The following is a 19,536-nucleotide window of genomic DNA, read 5'->3' as shown; positions in this document are numbered from 1 at the left end:
GTAAAATGCGATGAGGGACTTTCAAACTTTAGTTTTGAATTTCCGCACGACCAAAAACAGCGTGTAATGCTGTTGGATGCCACGTATGAAAATAACCCTTTCCGTCAATACATCAGGATCCCCTTTCCGGATGATGATTTCGACGTATCGTTCTATCCCGAAGGCGGTTCCGTCCTGTACGGCACCACAGGGCGCATTGCGTTCAAGGCGCTGCAGCGCGACGGAACCGAAATAGATGTGAGCGGAGAGGTTTATGACAGCCGGGGAAATGAAATTACCCGATTCAAAACCGACGTTCGCGGTATGGGCCAGTTCATGATGAAGCAGGAACCGGGTGAAACGTATGATGCCGTTTGTACCAACAGTAAGGGAGAATCCAGACGATTCAGGCTGCCTGCCGCCCAAAATACAGGTTATGTGTTGTCGGCTACATGGGGCAGGGAACATCTGAAGGTGAACGTACTTCAACCTGAATCTCAAAAAACCGGTGATACGCTGTGTTTGATAGTTCATACGCGCGGAATAGTGCAGGATGCCCGTATTTGGGAAAATACAAGCGAACCGCTTGTTTTCCCGAAGGATTTTTTCCTATCCGGGGTAAGCCATTTGCTTCTATTGACCAAAGAGATGGTCCCGGTAAGCGAACGGCTGGTGTTTGTCCACAATGACGATCAGGCAAAAGTGGAAGGTAAAACCGGTAGGGGTAGCTATCCCGTTCGGACTCCAGTGGAGTATACGGTTCATATTACGGATGAAACAGGTGAGCCTTTGATAGGAAACTTTTCCGTTTCGGTCACCGACGGTCATGAAGTAACGGTCGATACAACGATGAACATATCGACCACGCTACTGTTGACTTCCGATTTGCGCGGAAACATACCTGATCCGGGATATTATTTCCGGGAAAAAGGACATTTGTCGGTCTATTCACTTGATCTGCTGATGCAGACCCAGGGATGGCGCCGGTACGATACGGAGCGGATCATAAAAAATGATCTGCTGTATCCGGACACGTTGTTACAAAAAGGATATGTGGTATCCGGAACAGTTCGGAACAGGAATCGTCCCGTAGATGGCGCTCTTGTGAACATTTTAGCCATCCACGGGAATTATACCGGAATGTCTTATACCGACCGTAATGGACGGTTCTATCTGTCCAATGGTGATCTGCCTGACAGTACCGCGTTTATTGTCCAGGCTACGTCGCAGGGAAAGAATCAAAATCTTGAATTGATCCTCGACGGAGTATCTTACCCTGAACGGAAAATCCCTGTTGTAGCCCCCGGTCTACCTGATCGCGGGATGTTTGCTAAGTATGCCGGCAAGGCGGAACAGCAATATGTGGACGAACATGGGGTCCGTATCAGCCACATACCGGAAGTTACCATTACTGCGTCAAAAATAAAAGGCAAAGATTATTCCTTTTTTTATAAAGCCAGAGATGCTCAATTTGTGATTAGCGAGGATGATTTAAAAAGAAACCCACCGGCGAGCATCAATTCCCTATTGAACCGGATTCCGGGAATTTTTATCGCCGCAAACACAAGGAGTGTGACCTATGGGCATAGCCCTGTATATTTTGTTGTTGATGACCGTTTAGCCGATGATGTATTTGATTTGTCTCCGGCCGACATTGCCCAGGTCGATTTATTATCCGGTTCTGCCGCCGCCACATTTGTTATACCTCACCCAAAAAGGTATGATGGTGATTATAGTGATTTAGGACAACCATCCCCCTCCCATGTAATATCTATCACTACCAGGCGAGGTACATTCAACGCCAAAGAAACACCTTATATCAAACCGGTCATTCCGTTGGGTTTTCAAAAACCTGTCGAATTTTATGCGCCTAAATACGATACGTCTACCGGAAATCCAAAACCCGACCTGAGAACGACCATTCACTGGCAACCCAATATTACTACAGATGAATACGGCAAGGCAAGTTTTAGTTTCTACACGGCAGATACGCCTTCGACTTATACGGTAGTGATTGAGGGAATGACCGAAGATGGGAAGATGATATACAAGAGGGATCAAATAGTGGTTGAAAACCAATAAGTATAAAAACCAGTATATATGAATACAAATACTAAAATCGTCTCATTTTGTGTTGCTGCTTTGGTTTCTCTATGTGGCATTATTTTTCACAAAATACTTGGGCATGAATTTTTAACTGCCTGGGATGATGCCTGGCAGGTAATGAATGTAGGTACTGAACTATGGACATGGGAGAATATCAGGTTTATTTTTACAGAATACTATTATGGGCAGTATAGCCCGGTTAACCAGTTGTTATATACCATTTTATATCGGTTGGTGGGATATGATCCGTTTTGGTTCCACTTTTTGAGTTTGGTGCTGCATACCGGTAATACATTATTGGTTTTTTTCATATTGAGGCGTTTATTACTCATGAACTTAGGTGTACAAAAGATGATGAAAGCATCCGTCATTTCTTTCGCAGTTGCCGCCTTATTTGCCGTGCATCCTTTACAAGTTGAAGTGGTAGCCTGGGTCAGCGCTTCTAAAGTATTGGTTTATTCGTTTTTTTATCTTTTGGCTGTTGTATGTTACATTGGCTACATTCAAAAGAAAAGTGTTCGTCGTCGTATCATTCTTTACATATCCATGCTGCTGTTTTTTGCTTTATCCTTTGGTGGTAAGGAGCAGGCAATAGTGTTACCGGTTTGCCTGTTACTGGTTGATTTGATTTGTCGTCGGGATTTTCGTACTACCCAAATATGGGTTGAAAAGATACCCGTTTTTGTATTATCTTTACTTTTTGCCGTGGTCACATTAGAATCACATGCTACCCACAATGTTGGACTATTATCAGAAGAGCAGTTCTATCCTTTTTTACATCGTATAGTATTTGCTTGTTATGCCTTTTGTGAATATATCGTAAAAATCATTATTCCGGTCAATCTTTTCTATATCTATCCTTTTCCAATGTTAGTCGGAGAACCGCTCCCTTTAAGGTTTTGGATATATCCGGTATTTTTGCTGATGATAGGTTTGGGACTATGGAAATATTGGAAGCAACGTCCTGTGTGGTTGGGCATGTTGTGGTTTTTGATACACATTGCTTTGATGTTGCATATTGTCCCCTTGTCGCGCATCAACATTATAGCCGACCGCTATGTTTATCTCGCCTTGCCGGGTATTTTTTTTATTATAGTTTGGTATCTTGTTGTTATTTGGGAAAAAAGGCCAAAAATGCGGATCATCCTAACAATATGCGGATTAATATGGTTTCTTTTTTTGAATTTTCAATCATATCAAAGAACTCAGGTATGGCATGATAATAAAAGCCTGAAAACTAAGTTGCATCATCTTTTACAACAGAGAGAAGACTATCAAAAAGAAACACCAGAAGAAGAAACGATTGAAAATAAGGAAGAAGATGAACATGAAATACAGTAAAAGCTGTTTCTTTTTTTGTATTCTTGTTATTCTCACACTTAATTTCAAATTAAACATTGTGGGGAGTGCAAGTTTTTTCAACAATTTTCAGTATGATAGTGAAAGTTTGGTTGTTGGAAGACTTATCCTGTCTGAACGAGACGGTGTTTTTTCACATAGCGGTTTTTTGGGAAGAATTGAACCTACACAAGAAGGGGTAAATCCATATTGGTATCAATACGAAGCATTCCAAAATTTATATAGCTTTGAATCTTATGAGGCGTATTATTCTCAATCAGCATTTCAATCTTTTGTATATGGATTGATATGTTTTGCAACGGGGCTAAGTGGCGATCCTGCATTGGACTATTTTAAATGGTTGGTTAGTGTCTTCACCGCATTCATGTTTACGTTGTTTGTTATGTGGGTACAATGCCGGTGGGGTTGGGTAACTGCTCTTTTTGTGTTGATCACCATTTGCTTTTCGCAATGGGTTACGGCTTTCGGGAGGAATCTTTTTTGGGTATTAGGTGCTTTTTATTTGCCATTTGTGTGCGCACTATGGTATTTGCAAAAATATAAATCAGCGGGCAAACATCCTCTGCGGGTAACCTTTTGGCTGATGTTTGTCACTATGCTGCTCAAATGCCTGCTTACAGGCTTTGAATATATAACTACAGCAATGATCATGGCTGTTACTCCATGGGTATTTTATGCCGTTGCAGACAGATGGGGCTGGCGGCAATTTCTCAGGCAGGCAGTTGTCGCTTCGTGCGGCACACTGACGGCAGTAATGTCAGCAATAGCATTGCTGACATTGCAGTTGTCGGTTGTGATGGGATCGTTGGGCGAAGGCTTCCGATACATAGTTTGGAGTTTTGGTAAACGCTCGTACGGCGGAGGTGGAGCATTTGATCCTGTATTCATTGAAAGTCAGAACAGTAGTCAGTGGGATGTTTTGGCTGCCTACTGGAATGGATTTGCCCTCGATATATCCCACTGGTTTGGGTCTCCTCTTTGGAAAATGTTAAGTTCTATCAGTTTTGGATACTGTATCGTGTTGTTTGCAGGGGTCAGTTTGGTCGTTTTTTTGTCCAAAACCATCCGGCAAAACTCTGCATTCTTTAGGCAGCAACTGGCTCTTACTGCCATGCTTTGGGTATCGTTGCTGGCGCCCTTGTCATGGTTTATTATTTTCAAGGGACATTCGTACCTGCACACCCACATGAACCACATCGTGTGGCATATGCCGTTCATGCTGCTGGGTGCAACGCTTACGGGCAGTACGTTGTGGTTTTTGATGAAGAATAGTTTCCAGGTCTCAAAGGCCCGGCAAGTCGACAAAACTTCAAGTGTCGAACGTGTCCCGGCCAAAAAGATCGTTCTTTGGTGCCTGATAGGATTGGCTACTGTTGTTCTGTTACGTCTGCTTGTGTTCGAGCCGGTACGTGTTTCCGGTAAGAGTATGGAACACACTCTTACCATAGGAGACTGGGTTGTTGTAAACAAGCTTCGCTACGGTGCACGTTTTCCGCGCAGCATTGCCGATATTCCCATTGTGAATGTCCTCACATGGAATGAGGACATCCGCGAGGCCGACAGGAACCGTAGTTGGCCTTACCGTCGCGTGCCAGGTTATGCCGACATCAGGCGTAATGATATAGTGGTATTCATTCGACCCGGCGAGGGGCAATTGGTAAAGCGTGTGGTTGGCCTTCCGGGAGAGCAACTGGAAATACGTGCAGGAAAAATCCGTATCAACTCCGGGCAAAAAGACGATGTGCCAGGAGTTGTGCCGGGGATAAGGAACGACACACTGTTGCAGCCGGAAGGCTGGACATGGAATGATTATGGTCCTGTATTGATTCCCGAAGCACAGGATGGCCACCGCGAATACTTCGTGATGGGCGATAATCGGGATAATTCGATAGACAGCCGGCATTTCGGACTTATCTCTGAGGAACAGATCATCGGCAGACTATCGTTTATTCTTTTTCTGTCGGGACAGAAAACGAACATCAAAAGGTATATTTTCCAAACTATCCGGTGAAAACACAACAGGGAAAAATATCTATCGTTATACCTGTTTATAATGAATTATCTAATATACATTACATCCTTTACAGGATACTTTGGATGACAATCTTCCCGCTGAGTATGAATTCGAGATCAACTTTGTTAACGACGAAAGTGTTGATGGTACATTAAAAGTATTGCAACAAGTAACCTTTCGAGAAAAGAAGATCGGCTACCTTTCTTTTTCACGTAACTTTGGTCACCATAATGCATTGAAAGCTGTATTGGATATAGCTGGGGTGAAAGTGTCATTACCATGGACGTCGATTTGCAACATCCGCCGGAGTTGATTCCGGAAATGCTAAACAGGTGGGAAGAAGGATATGATGTGGTATAACCAAGATATGACAAAAATATGTTTACTGGTTCCCTGTTACAATGAGGGGACCACTATTGCCAAAAAATGGTAAGTGATTTCAGGCATTAACTAGCGGAAACGGAAATAATACTTGAGCTCGATGTAAAATGTTAAGATTTTATTTGAAAAACAGGGAAGGTTTTTGTATTTTAAGTTGGTTATTTTAAGATGTATACGATAAAGTCTTATCTGATATGAAGTCTGATTCAGTGGATATTTTCTATTTAACAGATATTCTGCTATTATTTTATCAAACCATGGAGAGCCACATCCTGAGGGCATTGCCAATCTTATTTCCTTCAAACAGTCTCCTATAACCTTTTTATTGAGCCCTAATGACGGGTACAGCTCTTTTGGTTTTTTTGAAGAACTGTCGGATGGGTAGTTGAACAGGAATCAGTTTTATAGATTCTACTACATTGAAGGTTTGTTAAATCAAACAGGAGCATCAAAATAAGACAGATATCATTGTTATTGACTGCTTATCTTTTTTTCTGTGAAAAGAGACAAAAGAAAGTACTCTTTCTCATTTTGTTGTCGTAGAACAACAAAGAACGGAATTATTGGAACCAATAAAAAATATTGTGGTATAAAAAGCCGTTACTTCATCCATCATAACGGGATATACTGGTTTTCTTATAGGGAAGAATTCGGGAATGACTACTCATATCGAACAAGAAGTATTTTCCTATTTAATTGAACAATATCGAAAACCAAAGTGGTACAATGAGTGTTTATAACATAAATGAAACGACTTGATCAGTTCATTTATGTTATATCATAAATTATCGGTTATAAATATGAGATCAACGGAGGAAGTGAAAACATTAGTAAGCGGGAATTCCAATGAAATGAGTCATTCGGATGATTTGAGAAAAACTCAACATGAATTAATTGCAGAACGTGACCGGCTACAAGCCATTGGTGACAATCTGCCTAATGGGGCTTTGATCAGATGCGAGTTAGATGAAAAAACACAGGAAATTACACTGACCTATTTAAGCAGTACCTGGAAAAAATTAACGAATCTTTCTGTGGAAGATTCGTTGGGCAATATCTCCCAGGTCTTTGAAGTGATTTATCCTGAAGATGCTCCGGGACTTATGGAAGAAATCAAAGAAAGCTTTAAAAACCTTACCACCATTCATCAGGAATTCAGATTTTTTTTCGGCAAAAATGATATCAGGTGGTTACAGTTGTCTTCACATCCCCATAAAGAAAAAAAGAAGGTCATTTCCGACGGCTTTGTATCCGACATAACAGAACGGAAGGAATTTGAGGCAGAATTGGATGTCTACCGGAAAAAACTAGAAATCCTGGTAAAAGAGAGGTCTGAAGAATTAAAGTCAACCAATGAAGAATTGGTCACTGTAAATCAAGAGCTTGCCGCTACCAACGAGGAGTTGTATGCTACTAATGAAGAATTACACGCTACGAATGAGGAACTTTATGTGAAAAACCAACAATTGGAGGAAGAGGTAAAGAGACGTAAAATGCTAATGCAACAATTGGAAAATAGTGAAAAAATCAGGAAGAATTTTATAGAACAGTCCCTCGAAGGTATTGTGATCATTGACCATGAAGGAAAAGTAATTGAATGGAATGATAAACAGGTCGAACTTACGGGTATAAGAAAGGAAGAAGCCATTGATCAATATGAGTGGGATTTGATATTCAGTCGTTTACCTAATGAAGGACAAACGAAAAAGATGTGGTATCATATGAAGGATGAGAGACAGGCATACTTAAGAAATATAAAAAAAAACCAACCGATTATTGAAGAAAGGATATTATTGATGCCCGATGGAAAAGAGAAATATATAAAGGCCTCTATATTTCCTATTGCCCTGGCGGATCGTTACTTCATCGGTATCATAACCCATGATTTTACAAAAGAGCGTAAGACCTCAAAGGAATTGGAGCATTATCGCAATCATCTGGAACAGATGGTGGAACAAAAAAACCGGGAACTAAAAGATAGCCGGGAACAGCTGATATCCCTCAGTAATAACTTATCCGGAGGTATTATTTTTCAACTGGCTGTTGATATGAAAAGTAAGAATATCCAATTTTTATTCATTAGTGATACCGTGGTAGATATGTTTGGACTTGATTCTCATCAGGTGATGGACTCCGGAAAATCTTTATTCGGGATGTTTCAGCAGGATGCCCGGGATCAATTGTATGATTATTTTTTTCTTCGGTGTAAAGAAAGCTTACTGCACATGGAGTCACTGGTAAAATTAGGTGCGGGCGAGGAAAAATGGATACATATTCGTGCATCAAAACGTATATTGGATACTAAAGAAGAAGTATGGGAAGGGTTCATGATAGACATTTCCAAAAGAAAAAGTACAGAATTTGAATTGGAAAAAATCAGCTTAAAGCAGGCTGAGCTGATCGATATTTTGCAGATAGTGCAATTTTCCGAAAATCTGGAAGATGCCATCAACAAAGCATTGGAAAAAATCGGCCGTTTTTTGAATATTAGCCGGGTGTATACATTTGTAAAGACAGATAAGGGAAAAACGCTCCGGAATAATTATGAATGGTGTAATGAAGGAGTAGATCCGCAGATCGATTATTTACAGGACGCATCCCCAGGTGCCGTGCAATATTGGTTTGATGTCTTCGAATCGGGAAGTTATATCTGTGAGCCGGATATCAGTAATTTACCCGGAGATACATACGATGTGTTGGTAACACAAGGGATCAAATCGATTATGGTATTGCCTTTGGTCAATAACGGGATCAATTACGGATTTATCGGTTTTGAAGATTGTTTCCAAAACAGGGAATGGGAACCATGGGAGATAAACCTGTTGCAACATCTTTCCCAGATTGTATCGGAAAGCATTCTTCGTAACTGGGCAGAAAAAGCGTTGCGGCAATCCCGGCAAACAATTCATACAGTACTGGATAATATCAATGCAAGCATATATGTGGTCGATTATGATACAGATGAAATACTGTTCGCCAATAAAAAACTAAAAGAACAAATAGGGGATGACCGGATTGAGGGAAAACAGTGGATGCAAATGTCCTACAATAAACGTTCTCCTGTTGATTTTCGTCCTAACATTTCATTGAAAGACAAAGAAAAATACCCGGAAGGATTGTTGTCCAAGGAATACTGGAGCCCGAATACAAAGAAATGGTATGCATGTACTGAAACAGTTATAAATTGGATAGATGGCCGTAAAGTATATATGGAATATCTGATGGATATTACCGAACGAAAAAAAGATGAAGTGGAGTTAATCAGGGCAAAAGAGAAAGCAGAAGAATCTGATAAGCTGAAATCTGCCTTCTTAGCTAATATGTCGCACGAGATAAGGACTCCGGTAAATGGGATCAATGGGTTTTTGGGATTTCTTGCCGACGACGAACTTTCTCCCGAACGAAGAAGGGAATATATCAACATCATTAAGAACAGCAGCGCTCAACTTGTAAAGCTGATCGATGACATTATTGATGTTGCAAAAATAGAAGCCAGGCAAATGAGTATTCATCCGGCTATGTTGAATATCAATAACTTGATGAGAGAGGTACAGGTGTTTTTTGAGACATCCCTGATTGCCCGCCATAAGGAAAAGGTGACGATTTTGCTGGATGAAAGCGGTTTTATGAATGATTGTGTGATATATGTCGATCCCGTTCGTTTAGGACAGATCCTGACTAATCTGGTAAATAATGCCGTAAAATTTACGGATAAAGGTTATATCCGGTTGTCATATAGATTGAAAAGTTCTGATACACTAGAGTTTCTGGTGGAAGATACTGGCATCGGTATTGAAAAAGACCAGTTGGATATTATTTTTGAACGTTTCCGGCAGGTTGAGATGACCAGCAATCGAAAATACGGGGGAACAGGTCTGGGGTTGACTATTTCAAAAAGTATGGCCCAGTTGATGGGAGGAGATTTATATGTAGATTCCATTCCAAACGAAGGATCAACATTTTATTTTACCATTACATATATTCCTATTGATAAGGAAGACAGGGATTTGTTCAAAACAAGGGAAGAACCCGAAAACGGTGATGAAAATAGAGTGACTGTTTTGGTCGTCGAACCACAAATGATGAAATATGAATATTATAAAGATTTACTCTCCCTATCGGGAGCATCTGTCTTATATGCCGGAAATAGCCGGGAATGGCTTGATCAGGTCAGCCAATCGGAATATATCGATGTTGTTATGGTAAACAGTGCCATATTCAGAAAAGATGATGAAAATATCCGGCATCTGGATTCGATCCGGGAAAATCTTCCCCTGGTCTTAATCGTCAACGAACAGGATGATAAAGAATTGATCCGCAAGGTTAATTGCAGGAAAATATTAAAAGAACCGATTCGTTATTCGCAAATAAAAGAGATAATAGAACTCGCCGATTTATATGAAAAATAAGTGAAAGCCGGTTTTAATAGGCTCTTGCAAATAATACCCTTTTAGTCGACGGTTTTCCCGTACGGATGCATTTACCTACTTCTTCCGGTGCATCAAAAGGAATACAGCGGATAGTAGCTTTGGTTTCCTCCTTAATGAGTTCCTCCGTTTCCGGCGTACCATCCCAGTGAGCCATGATGAACCCTCCTTTTTCCAGAATAGCTTTGAATTCATCATAGGAATCAACTTTGTATGTGTTGGTTTCCCTAAAGTCCAATGCTTTTTTGTATATATTTTCCTGGATCTCATCCATCAGCCTGGCGACGATTTCTGCTGCTTCATTGATCGGATAGGTGTTCTTTTCAAGCGTATCACGGCGGGCAATTTCTACCGTGCCGTTTTCTACATCACGTGGACCTATAGCGATACGCACAGGTATTCCTTTTAGTTCATGTTCGGCGAACTTGAAACCCGGTTTCACGGTGTCCCTGTCGTCGAACTTTACAGTAAGGCCTTTTGCTTCCAGTTCTTTCTTCAGGGGCAGGATTTTTTCTTCCAGGATCGGTAGTTGTTCCGGTTTTTGATATATCGGAACAATAACTGCGTGTATAGGAGCCAGTTTAGGTGGCAGTACCAGGCCGTTATCATCCGAATGAGCCATAATTAATGCCCCCATCAGACGGGTAGATACCCCCCAGGAGGTAGCCCATACATAATCAAGGTTTCCTTCTTTAGTGGCAAATTTTACATCGAAAGCCTTGGCGAAGTTTTGTCCCAGGAAATGTGAAGTTCCTGACTGAAGAGCCTTTCCATCCTGCATCATGGCTTCGATAGAATAAGTTTCCAATGCCCCTGCAAATCGTTCATTAGCAGTTTTAGCACCCTTGATTACCGGAACTGCCATATAATTTTCTGCAAAATCTGCATATACGTTGATCATCCGTTCGGTTTCTTCCAGTGCCTCTGCTTCCGTAGCATGTGCGGTATGGCCTTCCTGCCAGAGAAATTCAGCAGTACGCAGGAACAGGCGGGTACGCATTTCCCAACGAACCACATTTGCCCATTGGTTCACCAGGATGGGGAGATCACGGTATGATTGTATCCAGTTTTTATAAGTATTCCAGATGATGGTCTCGGAAGTTGGGCGTACGATCAGTTCTTCTTCAAGTTTGGCATCATCATCAACTACAATTCCTTTTCCGTCAGGTGAATTTTTCAAACGGTAATGGGTAACTACAGCACATTCCTTGGCGAAACCTTCTACGTGACTGGCTTCCTTACTAAAAAAGGATTTCGGAATAAATAAAGGGAAATAGGCATTCACATGTCCTGTTTCCTTAAACATTTTATCCAATTGGTCACGCATTTTTTCCCATATCGCATATCCATATGGTTTAATAACCATACAGCCCCGCACAGCCGAATTATCTGCCAGGTCTGCCTTTACCACTAACTCGTTGTACCACTGTGAATAATTTTCTTCCCTACTTGTAACTCCCTTAGCCATTGAAACTTTTTTTTGGTATAAAATTTGTATTGTATTTGATAAATGAATATCATTGCAAAAGTATATAAATTTCCATTAACCCAAAAACAGGAGGGCGAGTCATGAGAGCAATATATTTTATACCAGGTTTATTTGCTGTAGCAGCAACGGCCTGTTCTTCGGGTAAAGTAGCCACGACATCTTCATATGAAGATGATATTTATTATCGTCCGAAGAACCAGAATCAGGTGGTTGCATCTCAATCGGCTGCTGTGTCATCCGGTAAGGTGTCAACAACGGCCGCAAATAGTTATACCGAACAAACTTCTGATGAAGAGGGTTTAAGTAACTATGAAAAATATCGTTTGGCACAGGAAGCAGGTGAAGAACAAACCCAGAGTGCACCTGTTGAGTATTACGAATCTCCGGATCAGGGGGAAAGTTATGCATATGTAGAATCAACCCAGACGAAGGATGGAGAAGGAAATACTTATGTCACCAATAATTATTATGATAATTATTATGACTCGTATTCTTACCGCCTCAATCGTTTTGACCGGTTCTATTATGATCCTTGGTTTTATGATCCTTGGTACAGTCCGGGATTTGGTTTCTATTATAGTTCTTATTACGGATGGGGTTTAAGTTATGGATGGGGATATCCGTCTTATTATTACAGGCCTTACTATAATTATTGGGGATATCCGTATTATAGCTATTGGGATTATTATCCGAGTTATCATCACCATCACTATTATAAACCAAGGCCGAGAACCACTGTTAGCGGCCCGATCAACAGGCGTGGCGGAAGTTCAGTTTATGCCGGAACATCAGGATCATCATCGCGCAGAACCAGTACTGTATCGTCGACACCAACCAGGACTTCAACATCCAGTAACGCATACCGTACTTCTACACGATCGGATTATACCCGTTCATCGGCGACAACACCCAGCCGGACGTCAACAAGCAGTAGTTCTAGCCGGGTAAGTTCTTCCAGTACGTCACCATCAAGAACAAGTACAAGCACAAGTACCGCAGTTAATAGTAGTAGCCGGACATCTACATCGTCATCATATACTACTCCGCGTACCAATCAGAATACAAGTTCTTCAAGAACAAGCTCTTCGAGTAATGTAACCAGTAGTTCATCAAGGTCGTCATCGAATTATTCGAATTCATCATCTTCAAGTTCAAGAAGCACTTCTACACCGTCATATTCTACTCCTTCAAGGAGCAGTAGCTCATCAAGCAGTAGTTATAGTGCACCTTCGAGAAGTAGTAGTTCGTCCAGTAGCTATAGCGCACCTTCAAGAAGCAGCAGTTCGAGCAGCAGCAGTTCGTCCAGTAGTTCCAGAGGTAGCAGCGGATCGGGAAGCAGACGATAATCATTACGGAATAATGAGACCAATCTACATCGGCGAAAGATGCAAATTGGTCTCATCTTAATTTAACTTTGAATCTATGAAAAAGATCTTAATGTTATTTATTGGTAGCGCGCTATTTGTCGGTAATGCGTTTTCACAACATGCAGGGGATGCGTTATTATTTTCCCAATATTTTTCAGGTGGAACAGCACGTTCATCAGCTATGAGTGGAGCTTTCGGAGCTTTAGGGGGCGATCTGTCCACATTAAGTACAAACCCTGCCGGGTTAGGTGTTTATCGCGGATCAGAGTTTACATTTACGCCGGCTCTAAGCTTTACAAGAAACAATGCCTCTTTTCTTCATACCGATTTTAAAGAAAAAAATACCCGGTTCAGGATCAATAATGTGGGATATGTTTATACTTGGAATTTCCATAAACCTAAAGGTGTCCAATCTTTAACATTTGGTGTTGCCTATAACCGGTTGGCCGATTTTTCTTCGGATGCTTATGTCAATACTGTTGTTGAGTCTTCTTTATTGGATGAATTTGTTTGGAGGACAAATGATGGTAGAATTGATTCTTGGTATGAGCAGTTGGCAATGAATACTTTAACTGTTTGGAAGCCAAGTGGAGAAACGCAATATATAAATGATTATATAGATAACGGCTCAGTTTATAACCAGGAATTAAAAAGAACAATGGGGTACCGCGGTGGAATCGGTGAATATGCGATTTCATTAGGGACTAATATCAGTAATCAATTTTATATGGGAGCTACGTGGGGCATACATGATGTACATTATGAAGAGTTCTATGACCATCTGGAATTTCCGGGTTATGACATTTTGGATTATTTTGTTTTCAAATCCGACTATGTGATCAATGGTTGGGGGATGAATTTTAAAGTAGGAGCCATCTATCGTCCTTTTAACTTTTTACGTTTAGGTGCTTCTGTACATACACCCACTCATTATTGGCTGAGACCGGAACTGGCAACAGAAATGGAGGCTTTTTTCAATCAAGCACCAAATGCTGAAAAACCTAATGATGATTATTATTGGGCTGAAAGTCCTATCGGAGAACGGAAATACCGGATGACTACACCATGGCGTTATAATGCCAGTGCGGCTTTGGTATTGGGAAGTTACGGTATATTAAGTTTTGATGCTGAATTTGTAGATTATTCAAAAGCAGAAATGTTACCGAATGCCGATTTTGGAGCTATAAATAATGATGTATCCGATATCTATAAGAATGTGGTCAATCTTAAAGGAGGAGCAGAAGTTCGTTTGGGAAATATTTCCTTACGCGGTGGGGTGGCCTATTACCCTACTGCCTTTAAGAATGATTATTTTGATAATACTGAATTTAAAAATAAGGGTACCATCAGTTATTCAGGAGGATTGGGATTCAGGGTACGTAATTTTTATATGGATGGTGCATACGTATATACGCAGTATCCCAAACGTTTCTATGACATGTATGAACCGGCTCCCAATGTAATTATCAGTCCGGTTCTACAAAATACCAATCATAAAGTTATGGTTACAGTGGGCTTTAAATTTTAATAGGATATATTTTCAAAAAATGCCGGTTCTTGTTTAAAGATACCGGCATTTTTTATGCAAATAACGTGGGTTTTGTCTAAGCAATACCTAAAAATAGCTGCAAGTTGCTTGGTTTTTGGATGCTCGGATAAGGTTTCTTCGAAAAGAAACAGGTTTTTTAATAATTTTATATCGATTATAAAATATAATTACACAAACCATTATTTAAATTTATTAATATTCAGATTGTTATTGATTCTAAATTCGAAATTATATAAGACATTATTACCTAAATAACTTATGAAATATGCGTATATTCCTATTAGTGACAGCCTTCTCTCTGGGCATGATAATAAACAGGTCTACTACCCCCAAAAAAGAGGTAATTGCAAGTATTGAAGTATTGCCGAATTACCTGTGGCACATTTTTGCGTCGTCCAACATCTGGGATAAAGACACCAGCCCCTATTCCGATAAATACGGACATACGGTACTGCAGACTGACAGGGAGTTCATATACAACCACAGGGAACTGATTGCATGGGCGAATGGTAAAAGCGGAGATTTAACAGGCGGGATATTTTTCTATCCATTACGCGAAAAGATCGATATTGGAGAATATATTGCGTTGCTGAACCGACTGACCGATGAGATGAAAGGCCATGTCCCGGACGAACTTTACCGTATCTGCCTGGATGTAACGGCCATAATGGGAAGAAATTACAGGTACTTCAAAGATAATGTTTGGCCCGAGATAAAACCTCTTCTCGAAGATGCAAAGGCTAAACTGGAAGACAAGTTCGAAGGGCACGATCCGATTTCGGAATGGGAAAAGGGCCTGGGACTGACATATCCAGAAGACAAAAAGGAGCTGGTACTATCATATGCCAATCAACTGGACTGTCTCCCATCCGCAAACGACATTAGCCCGGTACGCAATAATTTCGGCATAACTGCCGATGAAAGCACGATCAATTACGTTTATGACCTTATAATTCACGAGATCGGTATATTCACTATTAAACCAGTTATCGATTCGCTGTATGCTAACAAAGAGATTAACAATCAATTCAATTTAGATAACAACATTATCTATATAGCCTTCGAAACATTTATCGAGAAGAAGAAAGACGATATATTTAGGACCAAGCCGAAAATATTTTTACCACAGTGGGCGGATCAATATAAATGGTTCTATGAATATTATAAACAGTACGATGCTGCCGGAGCCGCAGGTATCGATTCCCTGTTAAAAAATGCTATTACAGCTTTCGGCGTCGAATTCGACCCGTCTTTGAAATAATGCCGTCAGCCTCAAAGCCCTATTCTTCCGGTCAGGGGAGGGTTTGAAGGGGATGTGATCGGTTAAATATAAGACCACTAAATGGCTTTTAACCTGAATCTCTTATGAGGATTTAAAGGAAAGCCTTATGAAATTCAAGATCCTTATACAAAATTTTGGTTGAAAAGTTTTTTTACCCTTTCTAATCCTTCACACAAAAGATCTACTTCTTCCCGTGTATTATAGAATACCATTGAAGCGCGGACAGTTCCTTCAATTCCATACCGCTGCATTAATGGTTGTGTGCAATGCGTACCTGTACGGACAGCTACTCCCATTTTATCCAGTACCATTCCGGTATCATAAGGGTGTATATTTTTCAGGAGAAATGAAAAAGTAGCAATTTTATTTTCAGCATCACCGAATATCTGTATCCCGTCAATATGGTTGATTTTTTCACGGGCATAGAGCATTAGGTCGTGTTCGTATTCATGAATATTTTTCAAACCGATAGAGTCAATATACTTAATGGCACTTTCCAATCCAACGGCATCTATGTAGTTGGCTGTTCCCGCTTCAAATTTGAAAGGTAATTCGTTATAAGTGGTTTTTTCGAAAGTAACACAATTGACCATGTCCCCGCCACCCTGATATGGCGGCAATTCATCCAGTAACTCTTTGCGTCCGTATAAAACGCCGATGCCGGTAGGTCCATACAATTTATGTCCTGAAAAAGCGAAAAAATCACATCCAATTTCCTGTACATCAATTTTTGTATGTTGTACAGATTGTGCACCGTCAATGAGCACATGGGCGCCAGCATCATGAGCCATTTCTACGATTTTTTTTACCGGATTAATCGTACCGAGCGTATTAGACACATGTGTTATGGCAACTATTTTTGTCTTTGGAGATAATAATTTATTGTATTCTTCAATGATCAGTTCACCTTTGTCCGTGATCGGTATTACTTTCAAACGGGCTTTTTTTCTATCGCACATCATCTGCCATGGGACGATGTTCGAATGATGCTCCATGGTAGATACAATTACTTCATCCCCGGGTTGGATAAACCTTTCGCCATATGAAAATGCAACCAGGTTTATGCTGGATGTAACTCCGGAAGTGAAAATAATCTCCTGTGATAGTTCCGCGTTCAAAAAATCACGGACAGTCCTCCGTGCATTTTCGTATGCTTCGGTGGCCTGTTCACTCAAATAATGTACTCCTCTGTGTATATTGGCATTTAGTTCGGAATACATTCGTACAAGTGTATCGATTACTATTTGGGGTTTTTGGGTAGTTGCCCCATTATCCAGGTAAACAACAGGTTTTCCATATACTTTTTGGTTCAGTATAGGAAAATCGGAACGAATTTCATTAATATTTAACAAGTATGGTCGATTTAGTTGATTAAATTTATATATTAATTATTTAATACCGCATAAACTAAGGACTTTCGGCAGGATATCCGTATTTTCGATAATACCTGTAAATTCTTCAGCTCCTGTTCCGAAAGCAAATATAGGTACCATAACTCCGGTATGCCTCTTGGATGTGTATTTAGCTTTTACATCTCCTTTTTTGAAGTTGCCTCCGGTAATAGTCATACCTCCTGTTTCATGGTCAGCCGTAATGATCACCAGTGTTTGGGGAGTTTGTTCTGCAAAATCCAATGCCACTTTAATAGCGCTGTCAAAATCCAGCATTTCATTCGTAATTCTGTTTGTATTGTTGGTATGTCCCCCAAAATCGATCTGTGATCCCTCTACCATCAATATAAATCCTTTTGTATTTTTTTTCAATATATTGATAGAGGTCTGTACAGCATCCGGAAGCATATTTCCCCTGCCAGGAAAAGAACCCAGATGGTTTTTAGCCATTAATCCGAGTAGCTTTCCCGACTCAACCTTTTTCACCTCATCCATACTATAAGCAATTTGATAGCCCTTAGATTTCATTTGCTCGGTAATATTTTGTTTGTCTGAACGTTTTTCAAGTTTATTACGTCCACCACCGATGCAAACTGTGATATCCGAATTCAAAAGATCGATTGCGATTTTTTCTTCCATATCACGTTGTGGTTGATGTGCATAAAATGAAGCGGGCGTGGCGTGGGTGACTTCACAAGTGACAGCAATTCCTGTTGACATTCCATATTCAGCAGCGTATTCCAGCATAGATTTGACACTTTTTTTATCCGGGTCCATGCCGATCATGCTGTTGTTCGTTTTTATGCCACAGGCAATAGCAGTTCCTCCTGCAGCAGAATCAGTGATATAATTATTGGCGGAATAAGTTTTTGAAAAGCCGATATGGCGGCATCGTTCAAGATTCAGGTTACCTTTGTTTGCGGTTAATCCTGCATATACCTGGGCCACACCCATTCCATCACCGATCATGATGATGACATTTTTGACCCTGGCCGGTTCCGGGTTTTTGCTGGGGTTTTCATTGCCAAACGAAGAGGTTAGAATGCAAAACAACCATAGTATTATCCAGAAATTTTTCACTGTATTTTTCACTATCATTGAGTTTCTAATGAATACAAAAGTATGGATTTTTATGGAGATTTGTGCATCCGGATTTATTTTGGTACATTTATGCTGGGATTTTTTAAGAGTCCCCGGAATAAATAATATCTAAAAAAAATACACGACATTTATAATGATTGCTAGGTATATTAATAAATTATATTCATTTTTTTTATCGGCACCGAGGAAAATTCTTTTTGCAAGGATCATTTTTTTTGCTGCGATCATATTATTTATCCTTCATTCGCTGGCGATAATATTTATAAACTGGGGAATAATTCCTGTTCATTTCTACACAACAAACGGAAGTCCTCCGAATTTATTAGCCGCTATTTATACTCCGTTTTCTCTTTTACTTTTATATGAAATATATTTGCTGATCTATTATCTGACAGAATCAATCACAACTTACCTGGCAAAACAATATGAAATCATAGCCATTATACTTATTCGGAGAACATTTGATGATCTGGCCAATTTATCTTCCATGGAAAGAGTGTATGATGTCAATAATATTTCCGGATTATTATGGACATTTGGCGGTTTGCTTTTATTATTTCTACTGATTTTCTGTTTTTATCAATTGTCTGGTTATAAACATGTCCGAATTGATGAATCGGCCTGTAGTAATAAAGAAAAAAACTTTATTCTGATCAAAAAAGTACTTTCTTTGATATTATTTGCCGTCTTTATTTTTGTTTTCATGGCCAGTTTTATTGAATTATATCATTTTCCTTCTTTATCGCTGAATAATTTGGTTTCAGTATTAAAAGAAATGAGCAATACTTTTTTTGGTACATTCTTTACTGCCTTGATATTAACGGAAGTATTGCTGTTATTGTTCACTTATAGGCTGACGGAAAGTTTCAGCAAGGTAATCAGGAATTCAGGATTCATCATATCTACTATAATGTTGAAATTATCTTTCAATACAGATGGGGAAATCAATATGCTTTTTATATTGATCGCTGTATCTTTTGGTGTAATGGTATTGGGAATCAGTAAATTTTTCGATAAGATGACGGGCAAACGTATTGATAATTAATGGTATATGTATAAAAATACGCAATCGATTGCGTATTTTTATACAT

Annotated in this window: 11 protein-coding genes and 1 pseudogene; 9 read left to right on the top strand and 3 right to left on the bottom strand. The window is 39.9% G+C overall.

Annotation, left to right across the window (positions count from 1 at the left end; genetic code table 11):
- From LBQ60_18145 to LBQ60_18125, 5 genes and pseudogenes are all read left to right on the top strand, one after another.
- Positions 1-2,061: Plug domain-containing protein (locus LBQ60_18145; GenBank protein ID MDR2039847.1), on the top strand; the 2,061-nt coding region annotated here is incomplete at its 5' end.
- Between the two features lie 18 nt (positions 2,062-2,079).
- A complete protein-coding gene (locus tag LBQ60_18140; GenBank protein MDR2039846.1) occupies positions 2,080-3,426 on the top strand; it encodes a hypothetical protein in 1,347 nt (448 codons plus the stop codon).
- Between the two features lie 166 nt (positions 3,427-3,592).
- Positions 3,593-5,455 carry a signal peptidase I gene (gene lepB / locus LBQ60_18135; protein MDR2039845.1) on the top strand — a complete coding sequence of 621 codons (1,863 nt, stop codon included), beginning with the start codon at positions 3,593-3,595 and terminating at the stop codon, positions 5,453-5,455.
- A gap of 82 nt (positions 5,456-5,537) precedes the next feature.
- A pseudogene (locus LBQ60_18130) lies at positions 5,538-5,818 on the top strand (glycosyltransferase).
- A gap of 821 nt (positions 5,819-6,639) precedes the next feature.
- Complete coding sequence (locus LBQ60_18125; protein MDR2039844.1) at positions 6,640-10,248, top strand: PAS domain S-box protein; 3,609 nt, start codon at positions 6,640-6,642, stop codon at positions 10,246-10,248.
- Between the two features lie 13 nt (positions 10,249-10,261).
- Here the strand turns inward: LBQ60_18125 and proS are convergent, their stop codons facing one another.
- Complete coding sequence (gene proS / locus LBQ60_18120) at positions 10,262-11,734, bottom strand: proline--tRNA ligase (GenBank protein ID MDR2039843.1); 1,473 nt, start codon at positions 11,732-11,734, stop codon at positions 10,262-10,264.
- A 101-nt stretch (positions 11,735-11,835) separates the two neighbouring features.
- On the opposite strand from proS, the gene LBQ60_18115 reads away from it, so the two are divergent.
- The 3 genes from LBQ60_18115 (at position 11,836) to LBQ60_18105 (ending at position 15,932) form a co-directional block, all read left to right on the top strand.
- A complete protein-coding gene (locus tag LBQ60_18115; protein ID MDR2039842.1) occupies positions 11,836-13,101 on the top strand; it encodes a hypothetical protein in 1,266 nt (421 codons plus the stop codon).
- Positions 13,102-13,177: 76 nt separating this feature from the next.
- Complete coding sequence (locus LBQ60_18110; protein ID MDR2039841.1) at positions 13,178-14,650, top strand: hypothetical protein; 1,473 nt, start codon at positions 13,178-13,180, stop codon at positions 14,648-14,650.
- A 286-nt stretch (positions 14,651-14,936) separates the two neighbouring features.
- Positions 14,937-15,932: a hypothetical protein gene (locus LBQ60_18105; protein ID MDR2039840.1), complete on the top strand. Its 996-nt coding sequence runs from the start codon at positions 14,937-14,939 to the stop codon at positions 15,930-15,932.
- A gap of 143 nt (positions 15,933-16,075) precedes the next feature.
- Here LBQ60_18105 and LBQ60_18100 read toward each other — a convergent pair whose 3' ends face one another.
- Positions 16,076-17,305, bottom strand: a complete 1,230-nt coding sequence (locus tag LBQ60_18100) for a cysteine desulfurase (GenBank protein ID MDR2039839.1) — start codon at positions 17,303-17,305, stop codon at positions 16,076-16,078.
- A 36-nt stretch (positions 17,306-17,341) separates the two neighbouring features.
- On the bottom strand, positions 17,342-18,442 hold the full coding sequence (locus LBQ60_18095) for an alkaline phosphatase (protein ID MDR2039838.1): 1,101 nt from the start codon (positions 18,440-18,442) through the stop codon (positions 17,342-17,344).
- A gap of 376 nt (positions 18,443-18,818) precedes the next feature.
- On the opposite strand from LBQ60_18095, the gene LBQ60_18090 reads away from it, so the two are divergent.
- Positions 18,819-19,490 (top strand): hypothetical protein, encoded by a 672-nt coding sequence (locus LBQ60_18090; protein ID MDR2039837.1) that lies wholly within the window; start codon positions 18,819-18,821, stop codon positions 19,488-19,490.
- The last annotated feature ends 46 nt before the right edge of the window (positions 19,491-19,536 follow it).

It is taken from the genome of Bacteroidales bacterium, assembly GCA_031275285.1.
Lineage (GTDB): Bacteria > Bacteroidota > Bacteroidia > Bacteroidales > UBA4181 > JAIRLS01.
The sequence above is the reverse complement of the archived record's forward strand: the minus strand, read 5'-3'. Positions and strand labels throughout refer to the sequence as shown.

Bases quoted from the DNA above. Each gene is read 5' to 3' on its own strand.
- LBQ60_18125 (MDR2039844.1), top strand. From the start codon at position 6,640: ATGAGATCAACGGAGGAAGTGAAAACATTAGTAAGCGGGAATTCCAAT.
- LBQ60_18095 (MDR2039838.1), bottom strand. From the start codon at position 18,442: ATGATAGTGAAAAATACAGTGAAAAATTTCTGGATAATACTATGGTTG.
- LBQ60_18115 (MDR2039842.1), top strand. From the start codon at position 11,836: ATGAGAGCAATATATTTTATACCAGGTTTATTTGCTGTAGCAGCAACG.
- LBQ60_18105 (MDR2039840.1), top strand. From the start codon at position 14,937: ATGCGTATATTCCTATTAGTGACAGCCTTCTCTCTGGGCATGATAATA.
- proS (MDR2039843.1), bottom strand. From the start codon at position 11,734: ATGGCTAAGGGAGTTACAAGTAGGGAAGAAAATTATTCACAGTGGTAC.
- LBQ60_18110 (MDR2039841.1), top strand. From the start codon at position 13,178: ATGAAAAAGATCTTAATGTTATTTATTGGTAGCGCGCTATTTGTCGGT.
- LBQ60_18140 (MDR2039846.1), top strand. From the start codon at position 2,080: ATGAATACAAATACTAAAATCGTCTCATTTTGTGTTGCTGCTTTGGTT.